The following is a 13454-nucleotide window of genomic DNA, read 5'->3' as shown; positions in this document are numbered from 1 at the left end:
ACCCGATGCAAGAAACCGAGATTCAGCAACTGGTGGCGCGGCACCCGCTGCTGCAGCAAATGGCGGCGCTGCAGCCCGTTACCTGGTTCAACCCGCGCGCGACCACGCTGCAGGCCGGGCTGCCCTACGTCGGGCTGAGCGCGGAGGATGTGGCCGACGCGGAGCGGCGCCTGGCGCGTTTCGCCCCTTACCTGAGTGCGGCGTTTCCAGAGACGCGGGCCGCCAATGGGATGATCGAATCGCCGCTGGTCGCCATTCCCGCCATGCAACAGGCGCTGGATCTGCGTTACGGCCTGGCGCTGCGCGGCCGCCTGTGGCTGAAGAAGGACAGCCACCTGCCGATCTCCGGCTCCATCAAGGCGCGCGGCGGCATTTATGAAGTGTTGGCGCACGCGGAAAAGCTGGCGCTGGAGGCCGGGCTGCTGACCTTGACCGACGACTACGCCACGCTGTTTTCGGCGCCGTTGCGCGAGTTTTTCAGCCGGTATCGCATCGCCGTCGGCTCCACCGGCAACCTGGGGTTGTCGATCGGTATCATCAGCGCCCGGCTGGGCTTTGACGTCAGCGTGCACATGTCGGCGGACGCCCGCGAATGGAAAAAGCAACAGCTGCGCGACAACGGCGTAACGGTGGTGGAATACGCCGAAGATTATGGCGTGGCCGTCGAGCAGGGGCGGCGGCAGGCGGCGGACGATCCGCGCTGTTTCTTTATCGACGATGAAAACTCGCGAACCCTGTTTCTCGGCTATGCGGTGGCCGGTGGCCGGCTGAAGCGGCAGTTCGACCTGCAGGGCATTCGGGTGGATGCGCAACACCCGCTGTTCGTCTATTTGCCGTGCGGCGTGGGCGGCGGGCCGGGCGGCGTGGCCTTTGGGCTGAAACTGGCGTTCGGCGATCACGTCCACTGCATCTTCGCCGAGCCGACGCACTCGCCCTGCATGCTGCTCGGCGTTTACAGCGGGCTGCATGACGGCATCGCGGTGCAGGATCTCGGCATCGATAACCACACCGCGGCGGACGGGCTGGCGGTCGGCCGCGCCTCCGGTTTCGTCGGCCGGGCGATGGAGCGCCTGCTCAGCGCCTTTTACACTCTCGACGACGGCGAGATGTTCGCGCTGCTGGGGCTGTTGGATCGGCAGGAAGGCATCCGGCTGGAGCCTTCGGCGCTGGCCGGCATGGCGGGCCCCTGGCGGCTGGCGGCCGATCATGCCTGGTTGCGCGAACGCGGGCTGAGCGCAGAACGCATGGCGCAGGCGACCCATCTGGTATGGGCGACCGGCGGCGGCATGGTGCCGGAGGCGGAGATGGCGAAATACCTCGCCGCCGCGCGCGCCGCTCAGTGAGCCAGCAGTGACAGCTCCTGCGCGCTTTCCCGCAGGATGGGCAGAATGCGCCCGGTCAGTTCGCTGACCGGGACCTGTCCCGCCTGCACGCCGACGTTCAGCGCCGCGGCGACGCCGCCGTTGGCGTCGGCGATCGGCACCGCTATCGAGCGCAGGCCGATTTCCAGCTCCTGATCGTTGATGGCGTAGCCCTGCGCCCGCACCCGCCCCAGCTCTTCGCGCAGCTTTTCGATCGAACCGACGGTGTGTCGGGTATAGCGCACCAGCGTCAGGCGCTGGAGGTAATCCTCGCGTTTCTCAGGCGGCAAATGGCTCAGCAGCACGCGGCCCATCGAGGTGGCGAACGCCGGCAGGCGGCTGCCGATGTTCAGATCGATGGTCATGATGCGTTCGCTGGAGGCGCGGGCGATATACAAGATATTGTCGCCGTCCAGCGTGGCGATGGAGCAGGACTCGTTCAGCACCTGGCTGATGTGCTTCAGTACCGGCTGGGTGGTTTTGGCCAACGGCGTGGAGCCCAGGTAAGCGTGCGCCAGCGCCAGAATGCGCGGCCGCAGCTCAAAATTCTTGCCGTCCTGCGCGTAGACGAACCCCAGCTTGTTGAGCGTATACAGGCAGCGGCGCACCGCCGCGCGCGGAATGCCGGTCTTTTGGCTGATCTGCGAGATCGACATCAGGCGCCGCTGTGGGGTAAACGCCTGGATCACCTCCAGCCCGCGCGCCAGCGAGGCCATAAAGTTGGGATCGCCTTTGAAAGGATCGCCGCTGACGGCGGATACCGGCAGGCCCTCAGCGCTTTCCGGTGAAGAAGTCTCGGTCATTACGGGCTCCTGAAACGTTATTTTCCGCCGGTTATGGACGAACTTTCCCGTCACGTACCGCGGCTATGCGCTTTAATGCAGCGTTTTATATTACCTATCCCGCCGGAGTCACTATTTTTCCATGAAATAAAACGTACCGGTGGGTTCGATTGGCAACTCGATTATAGTAGACCCCCGTTGCCGACTCGCCTGATGACTCATGATAGTCGCGCATCTTGCAGGACCGCTCAAATCTATGGAGGAGAATGCGTATTGTGGCTGCCAATGAAATTGACGTTCGCTCGCTGATTAACGATCGCCCGCTGGGCGGCTATCAAAAACTGATCGTTTTGCTGGGTTTTTGGGTTATCGCGCTGGACGGTTTCGACATTACGCTGATGGGGTTTATCGCGCCGGAGCTGAAGAGCGGGTGGGGCCTGAGCAGCGCCCAACTGGGCATGGTGATCAGCGCCGCGCTGGTCGGTTTGGCGATCGGCGCGCTGTTGGCCGGGCCGCTGGCGGATTGGCTGGGGCGCAGGATGATCATCATCAACAGCGTATTTTTCTTTGGCCTGTGGACGCTGTTCACCGCGCTGTCGCACAACGTCGAGCAGATGGCGTTCTTTCGCTTTATGACCGGCCTGGGGCTGGGGGCGGCGATGCCGAACGTCGGCACGCTGATCTCGGAATACGCGCCGGAAAAGAAACGCTCGTTCATCATCACCGTGGTGTTTTGCGGCTTCACCTTCGGCGCCGCGCTGGGCGGTTTCGCCGCGTCGTGGATCATTCCGCAGTGGGGGTGGCACGCGCTGTTGATCCTCGGCGGCGTGTTGCCTCTGCTGAGCGTGCCGTTGCTGCTGGCCCGGCTGCCGGAGTCGGTGAGGTTTCTGGTCAGCAAGCGCGCCAGCGCCGCGCGCATCGGCAAAATCGTCGAGAGGCTGGCGCCGGGCAGCACCCGCGCCGACACCCGCTATACCTTGCCGCCGGCGGCGGCGCCCGGCAAAGGCGCGGTGCAGATTGTGGTCTCGCGTCAATATCTGTTCGGCAGCCTGATGCTGTGGCTGAGCTATTTTATGGCGCTGTTTCTGGTGTATCTGCTGGGCAGCTGGCTGCCGACGCTGGTCAAGGGCATCGGCCTGAGCGTGGCGCAGGCGGCGGTGATCACCGCGCTGTATCAGGCGGGCGGCACTTTCGGCTCGCTGTTTGCCGGCTGGTTGATGGACCGCACCAATCCGCACCGTGCGCTGGGCGTGATCTATGTGCTTGGGGCCTGCCTGACGCTGGCCATCGGGCTCGCCGCACACAGCGGCTGGCTGCTCGGCGCACTGGCGCTGGCCTGCGGCTTTTGCCTCAACGGCGCCAACACCGGCATGAATGCGCTGTCCGCCCGCTATTATCCCACCGAGGCGCGCGCCACCGGCTCCAGCTGGATGCACGGCGTCGGGCGCATCGGCGCCATTCTCAGCGCTTTCGCCGGGGCGCAAATGCTGGCGCTGGGCTGGGGGTTTGAGCAAATCTTCGCCATCCTCGCCGTTCCGGCGCTGATCACCGCCGGCGCCGTTTTTATCAAGGGACTGTGGGGATACGACCGCCAGGCCCGCCCGGTGGGCGTTGGGGCGGCCAAGGGCGCATAAGGCAGCGGGGCCGGCCAACGGCCGGTCCTGACGCCATGCGGAAATGTATCGGCAGTGTTAATTGACTCACAGAAAATACACCCTGAATTCCCCGCCAAAATCTCCTATCGCGCTGATAAAAAATAACTTTAACAAATCTCGGCGCTTTTTCGTTCGGTTATCGCACGGTTATTAATTTAACAATATTGAAACTTTTTGGCGGCAATGCTTTGATCGGGTCAGTCGATTAACGAACCATGTTCCGATAATCGCACAATATGCGATGGCCCCGCCGGGCTATCGCCGGCCGTTCCCACCACGCCGTGCCAACCCAGGAAGCGTGCTATGTCTCAACACAACGTAGAAATTCAGTCGTTCATCGACGACCACCCGTTCTCCCGCTATCAATGGCTGATTTTGGCGCTGTGCTTTCTCACCGTCGCGCTGGATGGTTTCGACACCGCCATCATCGGCTTTATCGCCACGTCGCTGGTGCAGGACTGGGGAATAGAAAAAACCGCGCTGGGCCCGGTGATGAGCGCGGCCCTGGTGGGGCTGGCGGTGGGGGCGTTGAGCGCCGGCCCGCTGGCGGATCGCATCGGCCGCAAAAAGGTGCTGGTGCTGTCGCTGGCGCTGTTCGGCGGCTTCAGCCTGTTGACCGCCTTCGCCACCTCGCTCTCGGCCCTGACGCTGCTGCGCTTCCTGACCGGTCTCGGGCTGGGCGCGGCGATGCCGAACGCCGCCACCCTGATGGCGGAATATGCGCCGCAGCGGCGGCGCGCGCTGCTGGTGAATCTGATGTTTTGCGGTTTTCCGCTGGGCTCCTCGATGGGCGGTTTCGTTTCCGCCTGGCTGATCCCGCACTTCGGCTGGCAGAGCGTGATGGTGCTGGGCGGGGTGATGCCGCTGCTGCTGGCGCTGGCGCTGGTCGCGGCGCTGCCGGAGTCTGCGCGCTTTATGGTGGTGTGCGGCTACCCGGCCGAGCGCATCGCCGCCGTGTTGCGGCGCATTGCGCCGCTCAATCTCGGCCAGCCGGTGCGCTTCACGCTCACTGAAAGCGGCCAGGTCAATGCCCGATCGGCGCTGGGCGTGATCTTCTCCCGCCGCTATCTGCTGGGCACGCTGATGCTGTGCCTGACCTATTTTATGGGTCTGATGATCTTTTACCTGCTCACCAGCTGGCTGCCGCTGCTGATCCGCGAAACCGGCGCCTCCATTCGCCAGGCATCGCTGATTACCGCCTTGTTCCCGCTGGGCGGCGGCATCGGCGTGCTGATTATCGGCTGGCTGATGGACCGGATGGATCCGCACAAGGTGGTGGCGGTGGGGTATCTGCTGACCGGCGCCTTCGTGTGCGCCATCGGCTACGTCTACAGCCATCCGCTGCTGATGGCGGTGACGGTGTTTATCGCCGGCACCTGCATGAACGGCGCGCAATCCTCCATGCCGGCGCTGGCCGCCGGATTTTACCCGACCCAGGGCCGAGCGACCGGCGTCGCCTGGATGCTCGGCCTCGGGCGCTTCGGCGGCATCCTCGGCGCCATGAGCGGCGGGGTGCTGATGCAGATGCAGCTGTCGTTCAGCACCATTTTCACCCTGCTGGCGATCCCGGCGCTGGTCGCCGCGCTGGCGCTGATGGTCAAGCATTTTTCCACCCGGGCTTCGGCGCTGCCGGGCTCGTTCAATAAAGCGTTATAAGGAGATGGCAATGCGCACACAGGTTGCGATTATCGGCGCCGGCCCGGCCGGGCTCATGTTGTCCCACCTGCTGCACCTGCAGGGGATTGAATCGGTGGTGCTGGAAACGCGCAGCCGCCAGGCGGTGGAGTCGACCATCCGCGCCGGCGTGCTGGAACAGGGCACCGTCGATCTGCTTGACCAGACCGGCCTCGGCGAGCGCATGCGGCGCGAGGGCGCCCGGCATCAGGGCATCCGGCTGGCGTTTGACGGCCGGCAGCACCGCATCGACCTGACCGAACTGACCGACCGCGCCATCACCGTCTATGCGCAGCACGAGGTGCTGAAAGACCTGATCGCCGCCCGCCTGGCGGCTCAGGGGCAGCTTTATTTCGGGGTGGAGCAGGTAGCGCTGCGGGCGTTGGATAGCGACCGCCCGCAGGTGCATTACCGAATTGACGGCGCGGCGCAGCGGATCGACTGCGATTTCGTCATCGGCTGCGACGGCTTTCACGGCATCAGCCGGGCGGCGATGCCCGGCGGCCTGCGCCAGGACTATACCCGGGTTTATCCTTTCGGCTGGTTCGGCATTCTGGTTGAGGCGCCGCCATCCAGCGATGAGCTGATCTATGCCCGCCACGCGCGCGGTTTTGCGTTGATCAGCACCCGTTCAACCGGCGTGCAGCGCATGTATTTCCAATGCGATCCGGCGGAACGGGTCGAGCAATGGTCGGACGACCGCATCTGGCACGAGCTGGCCACCCGGCTGGAAAACCACGACGGCTGGTCGTTGAAACAGGGGCGCATTTTCCAGAAAAACGTGGTGGGCATGCGCAGCTTCGTCACCGAGCCGATGCGCTGCAAGCGCTTGCTGCTGGCGGGCGACGCGGCGCATATCGTGCCGCCGACCGGCGCCAAAGGGCTGAACCTGGCGATGGCCGACGTTTGCCTGCTGGCCCAGGCGCTGGAGAGCCTCTATCGCCGCCGCAGCTGGCGCCGGTTGGACGACTACAGCGATCGGGCGCTGCAGCGGGTGTGGCGCGCCGAGCATTTCTCCTGGTGGATGACCAACATGCTGCATACCCGCCGGGACAGCAGCCCGTTCCAGCACCGGCTGCAGCTTTCCGAACTGCAATATACGGTGAAATCGCGCAGCGCCATGACGATGCTGGCGGAAAACTACGTCGGCGCGCCGTTTCCGCTGATGTAGGGGAAAAAATATCGGCAATGTTTCGATTATCGCCCAAGGTAGCGTTTATCGAAGTTGACGCTGCCTTGGGCGGCGCGCCATCATCGAAAAATCGCCCATTCGCCGGAGGACCTATGGAATTACTGACGCCGCTGTTGCGATCTTCTGCCGTAAGCGGCTGTTTTAGCGACGCCGCCACGCTGCAGGGCATGCTGGACTTCGAAGCCGCGCTGGCCGCCGCGCAGGCGGAGCTGGGCATTATCCCCCCCGGCGCCGCGCGCCAGATTGCCGCGTGCTGCCGCAGCGATCTGCTCGATGCCGCGGCGTTGGCGCAGGCGGCGGCGCAGGCCGGCAACCTGGCGATCCCGCTGGTGAAGCAGCTGACCGCGGTGGTGGCGGAGCGCGACGCCGACGCCGCGGGGTTTGTGCATTGGGGCGCCACCAGCCAGGACGCGATCGACACCGGCCTGATGCTGCAGCTGCGCCAGGCGTTGGCGTTGACCCGCCAGGATCTTGACCGGCTGGCGGCGGCGTTGGTGCGGCAAATCACCGCGCATCGGCACAGCCTGATGATCGGCCGCACCTGGATGCAGCATGCCTTGCCCACCACCCTGGGGCTGAAGCTGGCCGGCACGCTGGACGCGCTGTTGCGCTATCGGCAGCGGCTGGAAGAAATGTCAGGCCGGGTGCTGGCGCTGCAGTTGGGCGGCGCCGCCGGCACCCTGGCGTCGCTGGGCGAGCGCGGCGGCGAGCTGGTCAGCGCGTTGGCCGCCCGGCTGCAGCTGACGGCGGCGGATGCGCCCTGGCACGGCCAGCGCGATCGGCTGCTGGAAATCGCCGGCTGGTACGCCGGCTTGAGCGGCACCCTGGGCAAGCTGGCGCGCGACGTGTCGCTGCTGATGCAAAATGAAGTGGCGGAATTGGCCGAGCCGACGACGCCAGGCCGCGGCGGCTCTTCCACCATGCCGCATAAGCGCAACCCGGTGGCCTGCGCGGTGATCCTCTCCGCCGCCAACCGCGCTCCGGCGCTGATCGGCGGGCTGTACGCCGCCATGGTGCAGGAGCATGAGCGCGGATTGGGCGGCTGGCACGCCGAATGGGAAAGTCTGCCGGAGTTGGTGACGCTTTCCGCCGGCGCGCTGCATCTTGCCGCCGATCTGGTCGCCGGGCTGCAGGTATTCCCCGCCGCGATGCAGCATAACCTCAGGTTAACCGGCGGGCTGGTGATGGCCGAAGCGGTCACCATGGCGCTGGGAGAGGCCATCGGCCGGCTGCCGGCTCATCAGCACATCGAACGCCAGTGCCGTCAGGCGCTGGCGCAGCAGCGCCCGTTGCTGGCGGTGCTGCTGGAAGACCCGCTCGCTCGCCGGCATTTCACCGAGCAACAGCTCACCGATTTACTGGATCCGCAGCGCTACCTCGGCAGCGCGCAGATCTTTACCCAGCGGGTGCTGACTCAGGCATCCCCGAGCCTACCGGGAGCAGAAAGGCATGAATGACGAACAGCGTTATCAACAGGGCATCGAGGTGCGCAGGGCGGTGTTGGGCGACGACCACGTCGACCGCAGCCTCAGCCGCCTGACCCCGCTCAACGAAGAGTTTCAGGATTTTATCAGCCGTTACGCCTGGGGCGAAATCTGGACCCGGCCCGGGCTGGAGCGCCATACCCGCAGCCTGATCACCATCGCCATGCTGATCGCCCTCAACCGCGAGGCGGAGCTGCGCATGCACCTGAAGGCGGCGTTCAACAACGGCGTCACCCGCGAGGAAATCAAGGAAGTGTTGATGCAGAGCGCCCTGTACTGCGGGCTGCCGGCGGCCAATGCGGCCTTTCATCTGGCGGCGGAGGTCTTTGCCGAATGCGATCGCCCAGCGGATCAGCCGTGACGGGTTGCCCCGGCGATGCGCCGCACGCTGGCGATAAAGGCCAGCACCGCGTCGCTGTGTTCGCCGTCGTTGCGCGTCAGGATCCCCACCGCTTCCTCCATGCCCTGGGTCGCCAGCGGCAGCGGGATCAGCTGCCCGCCGGCGATATCGTCCTTCACCGCGCTGGAGGGCACAAACCACAGGTAGTCGAACTGCAGCGTCATCTGGCGCGCCAGTGAGGCCGACAGGGTCTCGACATACTGGCCGGGCAGGCTGAACCCCCGCGAGGACAGCAGGTTTTCGGTGTTATGGCGCGGCACCGTGCCCTTGGGCGACAGGATCGCCGGGTAGCTCAGCGCCCGCTCCAGGGTTACGGTTTCGCTCAACAACGGGTGGCCGGGGCGGGTGACCAGCAGCAGCGACTCCAACAGCAACAGTTCGAAGGCGATGCCGCTCATCATCGCCGGCTCGGCCATGCGGCCGATGGCCACCTCCAGCTCTCCGGCCTTCAGCTGCGCCAGCAGCTCGTCGTTTTTTGCGGTGATCACCTGAATGCGCGCATGCGGATGGGCCTGCTGGTATTGGCCGATGGCCTGCGGCAGCATGCCCAACGCGGCGGTGGGCAGGGCGCCGATGCGCAGCGCCCGGGCGGGCGCCTCGTCGAACCGCTCCAGCGCATGGCCGGCGGCGGCCAGCGCCTCCAGCACCCGGGTGGCGTACCCCAGAAACTGTTCGCCCTGTTCGGTCAGCTGCGTGCCTTGCCGATGGCGTACCAACAGCAGGTTGCCGGTCAGGGCCTCCAGCTCGCTGAGGGTTTTCGACAGCGCCGGCTGGCTCAGATTCAGTTTGTCGGCGGCGCGGCTCAGCGAACGCTCCTGCGCCACGGCGACAAAGCCGTTGATATGGCGCAAACGCATGCGCTGGATAAACAGATTGGCTTTTTTCATACCCCAGTGTAGGGAGTTTTTCCCGCCGCCGACAAGTGACGGCGGCCGCAGATTTTCAATATCGGCGGCCGCCGCGGCGCCCGGGCTCAGAGGTCGAAGAACACGGTTTCCCGATCGCCCTGAATGTAAATATCGAAGCGATAAACCACCTCGTCGCCGCGCCGCTCGCGCTGAGCGATCAACGTCTGGCGGCGCACCTCCAGTTCGATCAGGTTCAGCACCGGATCCCGTTGGTTGGCCTGCGCCTCGTCGGCGAAATAGACGCGGGTATGCAGCCCGAGATTGATGCCGCGCGCCACGATCCACAGATTGACGTGCGGCGCCATCGGGCGGCCGTCGCGCCCGCACACCGCGCCCGGTTTGACGGTGTCGAAGCGATACAGGCCGCTGTCGAAATCAGAGCAGCTGCGCCCCCAGCCGCGAAACGCCGGATCCAACGGTTTCTCCCGCTACAGATCGCCGGGATGGCGGTAGCGCCCGTGGGCGTTGGCCTGCCAAATCTCCAGCAGCACGTCGCGGATCGGCGTGCCGCTGCCGTCGAACACCCGGCCTTCGAGGGTAATGCGCTCGCCCTGGGTTTCCGGCTGGGTCAATACGTGGCTGAAGTTGTTTTCGAAGATGTCGAAGCCGGCGGCGTGCGGCGCCAGGCCGATGTGCACATAGGGCCCGGCGGTCTGCGACGGCGTTTCCGGCAAATACGATGAAGGCATCATGGGTTCCCCTGCAGGCGGTTTTCGAACAGCGTGGCGCGATGGCCGCGCAAGACCAGGTCGAAACGGTAGGCCAGGCTGTCCAACTGCACCGAGGCGGTTTTGTCCAGCCCGGCGATCAGCGTGCGCACCGCATCGTCATTGTTGATGCCGCGGACAATCGGGCAACCGGCGATCAGCGGATCGCCCTCGAAGTACATCTGGGTGATCAGCCGCTGGGCGAAGGCGTCGCCGGACAGCGAAAAGTGAATATGGGCGGGGCGCCAGTCGTTGACCCGGTTGCGCCACGGATAGGGGCCGGGTTTGATGGTGCGAAAAAAGTAGTAGCCGTTATCGTCGGTCAGCATGCGGCCGCAGCCGCCGAAGTTGGGATCGATCGGCGCCAGGTATCGGTCCTTTTTATGCCGATAGCGGCCGCCGGCGTTGGCTTGCCACACCTCGACCAGCGCGTTGCGCAGCGGCAGGCCGTTTTCGTCGCGCACATAGCCGTGCACGATGATGCGTTCGCCGATCGGCAATCCCTGCTTGGCGTAGTTGAGGATCAGATCGTTATCCAGCGGGCCCAGCTCGTGGTCGCCGAACACCGGGCCGGTGATTTCGGACAGCGAATTCTGCAGCGAAATCAGCGCGTGCTTCGGCGAACGCAGCACGCTGGTTTTGTATTCCGGCACCAGCGCCGGCGGGTGAAGATCGTAATTGCGAGCGTAAAGCTCGTTTATCTGGCTCATGCGGAGATCCTCATGGCGTAGGGATATCAGAGGGCTGAGGTGTTGAGTTGTTATGTCAGCGCGTAGGGGAAACCGCCCCCCATCCCGAGTCTACGCAGGCCAAAGTGTTACAAGAAAGTGAAATTTCGCCGCAGGTTGCATAACTCAAGGTTATGTTCCGGGCGTAAAAAAGGGGCGGAAGCCGCCCCTGAAAGGCAGAGGGATTTACAGCCGTTCGCCGTTGCTGGCGATCACCCGGCGGTACCAGTCGAAGCTCTTCTTGCGCGAACGCGCGAGGGTGCCGGTGCCGTCGTCGTGTTTGTCGACGTAGATAAAGCCGTAGCGTTTGCCGTATTCGCCGGTGGTGAAGGATACGCAGTCGATGCAGCCCCAGGGGGTGTAGCCGATCAGATCCACGCCGTCGTCGATCACCGCCTTCTTCATCTCTTCGATATGGGCGCGCAGGTAGTCGATGCGATAGTCGTCGTCGATCCGGCCGTCGGCCTCGACCTTGTCGAATGCGCCGAAGCCGTTCTCGACGATAAACAGCGGCTTCTGATAGCGCTCATACAGCACGTTGAGCGAGTAACGCAGCCCGACCGGGTCGATCTGCCAGCCCCAGTCGGAAGCCTTGACGTGCGGGTTGGGCACGTTGCCGGGGAAACCGAACATGCCGTCGCTGTTGCTGACCGCGTCGGCCTGCAGCGCATTGCTCATGTAATAGCTGAAGCCGATGTAGTCGGTGCAGCCTTCGCGCAGGATTTGTTCGTCCTGCGGCTGCATCTCAATCCGCAGTCCTTTGCGTTCCCAGTCGCGCAGCAGGTAGGACGGGTAGTAGCCACGCACCTGCACGTCGGTGTACAGGTAGCGCTGGTGCATCGCCTCGACGGCGTACATCACGTCGTCCGGCTTGCAGGAATACGGGTAGAAGGGCACGCAGGCCAGCATGCAGCCGATTTTGAACTCGGGGTTGATCTGATGGCCGAGCTTAACCACCTGCGCGCTGGCGACGAACTGGTGGTGCAGCACCTGATACAGCGCCTGTTCCGGGTTTTCTTCCCGGGTGTAATCCACGCCGGAGCAGCAGTAGCCGAACAGCGGATACCGGTAGTTGCTCTGGTTGTTGATCTCGTTGAAGGTCATCCAGTATTTCACTTTGTGCCGATAGCGGCGCATCACCACTTCGCTGAAGCGCACGAAGAACTCCACGACCTGGCGGTTCTTCCAGCCGCCGTAGGCTTTCACCAGATGGTAGGGCATTTCGAAGTGGGACAGGGTGATCACCGGCTGGATGCCGTGCTTCAGCAGTTCGTCGAACAGATCGTCGTAAAACTGCAGGCCGGCTTCGTTCGGCTCCGGCTCGTCGCCCTGCGGGAAGATGCGCGTCCAGGCGATCGAGGTGCGGAAGCATTTGAAGCCCATTTCGGCGAACAGCGCGATGTCCTGTTTATAGCGGCCGTAGAAATCCACCGCCTGGTGGTTAGGGTAGCGGTAGCCGTCGAGCACGCCGTCGGTCATCACGCGGTCTACGCCGTGCGCGCCGCCGGACAGCACGTCGGCGATGCTTGGGCCTTTGCCGCCCCGATCCCAACCGCCCTCGACCTGGTGCGCGGCGACCGCGCCCCCCCACAGAAAATCTTTCGGCAAGCGTTGCTGTTTCATCGTCAGGTTCTCATTGGTTTATTAATGAAAGGCTATGTAGTTAGCGTCTGAGAATATAGTAGCAACAGTGGAATGATTGTCACGATATAACAAATTACCGTTCGAGGTGATTTGTCACATTAAAAAAACAGCCTGTTTTATTTTGCCGCATTAATTAATCCCAGGCGTTTGCCGATGGTTTCAATAAGGTAAATAACCGGGATTTGGGTGGTGATATTGTGCTGGCCGCCGATCAGATACTGAGGCACGTGGTAGGAGAGGTTGAAGTCCGCCAGCCGCGCCAGCGAAGAGGTTTCGTTGTTGGTGATGCTGATGATTTTACAGTGATGCAGGCTGAACTGGCTGGCCAGTCGCAGGATCTCTTCGGTTTCGCCGGAGACCGACAGCACGATCGCCACGGCGTCTTTATACATATCGCTGTTAATCGGATAATAAGGATCGTCGATGTGGGTGCTGAATTTCCCCACGTTGGAAAAGAAACGCGCGCCATATTTCCCCAGCGCGCCGGAGGTACTGATGCCGACGAAAATAATGCGCTCGGCGGCTGAAATATGCCGCACCGCCTGGTCGATCAGCTGATTGAATTCGTCGTTGTTGACGCTTTTGAAAAAGCTGATGATTTCACCGGCGCCGGAATCGGCCGGCAGCACTTCGCTTTGTTCGAGGTACAGTCTGAAGCGAATGCGGAATTCGGAATAGCCCTCGCAGCCCATCTTCTTGCAAAAGCGCAGTACGGTGGTGGTGGACACCCCGGCGGCCTCGGCCAGCTCGCGGATGGTCATGTACATCACCTGATTTTTGTTTTTGCTGACGTAGTTATAAACCATCAGCTCCAGAGCATTGAGTTCGGCGATTGCTTTATGGGTAAACATGGATCTGTCCGGCGGCTAACAACGGGAAGCTAATCAGCGGGCTAACATAGCAAATTTTGCCGCAGCCC

Annotated in this window: 11 protein-coding genes and 1 pseudogene; 6 read left to right on the top strand and 6 right to left on the bottom strand. The window is 63.5% G+C overall.

Annotated features, from left to right (window positions below; translation table 11 throughout):
- Window positions 1-5: 5 nt before the first annotated feature.
- Complete coding sequence (locus CKW09_RS12795) at window positions 6-1343, top strand: D-serine ammonia-lyase (protein ID WP_061795230.1); 1338 nt, start codon at window positions 6-8, stop codon at window positions 1341-1343.
- Here CKW09_RS12795 and CKW09_RS12790 read toward each other — a convergent pair.
- A complete protein-coding gene (locus CKW09_RS12790) occupies window positions 1337-2164 on the bottom strand; it encodes an IclR family transcriptional regulator domain-containing protein (protein ID WP_061795231.1) in 828 nt (275 codons plus the stop codon). The genes CKW09_RS12795 and CKW09_RS12790 overlap by 7 nt on opposite strands.
- Before the next feature lie 251 nt (window positions 2165-2415).
- Here CKW09_RS12790 and CKW09_RS12785 point away from each other — a divergent pair, with 251 nt between their 5' ends.
- The 5 genes from CKW09_RS12785 to pcaC all read left to right on the top strand — a co-directional run bounded on the left by CKW09_RS12785 (window position 2416) and on the right by pcaC (window position 8509).
- A complete protein-coding gene (locus CKW09_RS12785; protein ID WP_374188971.1) occupies window positions 2416-3777 on the top strand; it encodes an MFS transporter in 1362 nt (453 codons plus the stop codon).
- 324 nt (window positions 3778-4101) lie between these two features.
- Window positions 4102-5454: an MFS transporter gene (locus CKW09_RS12780; protein ID WP_095097642.1), complete on the top strand. Its 1353-nt coding sequence runs from the start codon at window positions 4102-4104 to the stop codon at window positions 5452-5454.
- Window positions 5455-5464: 10 nt separating this feature from the next.
- Window positions 5465-6643 carry a 4-hydroxybenzoate 3-monooxygenase gene (locus CKW09_RS12775; protein WP_061795234.1) on the top strand — a complete coding sequence of 393 codons (1179 nt, stop codon included), beginning with the start codon at window positions 5465-5467 and terminating at the stop codon, window positions 6641-6643.
- A 113-nt stretch (window positions 6644-6756) separates the two neighbouring features.
- Window positions 6757-8121 (top strand): 3-carboxy-cis,cis-muconate cycloisomerase, encoded by a 1365-nt coding sequence (locus CKW09_RS12770; protein WP_095097639.1) that lies wholly within the window; start codon window positions 6757-6759, stop codon window positions 8119-8121.
- Entirely contained in the window at window positions 8114-8509 is a 396-nt protein-coding gene (pcaC, locus tag CKW09_RS12765; protein ID WP_061795244.1) for a 4-carboxymuconolactone decarboxylase, read from the top strand. Before CKW09_RS12770 ends, pcaC begins: the two co-directional genes overlap by 8 nt.
- Here the strand turns inward: pcaC and CKW09_RS12760 are convergent.
- The 5 genes and pseudogenes from CKW09_RS12760 to CKW09_RS12740 all read right to left on the bottom strand — a co-directional run bounded on the left by CKW09_RS12760 (window position 8500) and on the right by CKW09_RS12740 (window position 13386).
- Window positions 8500-9435 carry a LysR substrate-binding domain-containing protein gene (locus tag CKW09_RS12760; protein ID WP_061795245.1) on the bottom strand — a complete coding sequence of 312 codons (936 nt, stop codon included), beginning with the start codon at window positions 9433-9435 and terminating at the stop codon, window positions 8500-8502. The two genes, pcaC and CKW09_RS12760, sit on opposite strands and share 10 nt — an antisense overlap.
- A gap of 86 nt (window positions 9436-9521) precedes the next feature.
- Window positions 9522-10145 (bottom strand): annotated as a pseudogene (gene pcaG, locus CKW09_RS12755) (protocatechuate 3,4-dioxygenase subunit alpha).
- Window positions 10145-10873 carry a protocatechuate 3,4-dioxygenase subunit beta gene (gene pcaH, locus CKW09_RS12750; RefSeq protein WP_061795247.1) on the bottom strand — a complete coding sequence of 243 codons (729 nt, stop codon included), beginning with the start codon at window positions 10871-10873 and terminating at the stop codon, window positions 10145-10147. The pseudogene pcaG and the gene pcaH overlap by 1 nt, the downstream one beginning before the upstream one ends.
- Before the next feature lie 204 nt (window positions 10874-11077).
- Window positions 11078-12514 carry a 6-phospho-beta-glucosidase gene (locus tag CKW09_RS12745; RefSeq protein WP_095097636.1) on the bottom strand — a complete coding sequence of 479 codons (1437 nt, stop codon included), beginning with the start codon at window positions 12512-12514 and terminating at the stop codon, window positions 11078-11080.
- Window positions 12515-12651: 137 nt separating this feature from the next.
- Window positions 12652-13386 (bottom strand): MurR/RpiR family transcriptional regulator, encoded by a 735-nt coding sequence (locus CKW09_RS12740; RefSeq protein WP_061795249.1) that lies wholly within the window; start codon window positions 13384-13386, stop codon window positions 12652-12654.
- Between the last annotated feature and the right edge of the window lie 68 nt (window positions 13387-13454).

Source organism: Serratia ficaria, from assembly GCF_900187015.1.
Lineage (GTDB): Bacteria > Pseudomonadota > Gammaproteobacteria > Enterobacterales > Enterobacteriaceae > Serratia > Serratia ficaria.
Note: the sequence above shows the minus strand (reverse complement) of the source record. Positions and strands in the feature narration are given on the sequence as shown.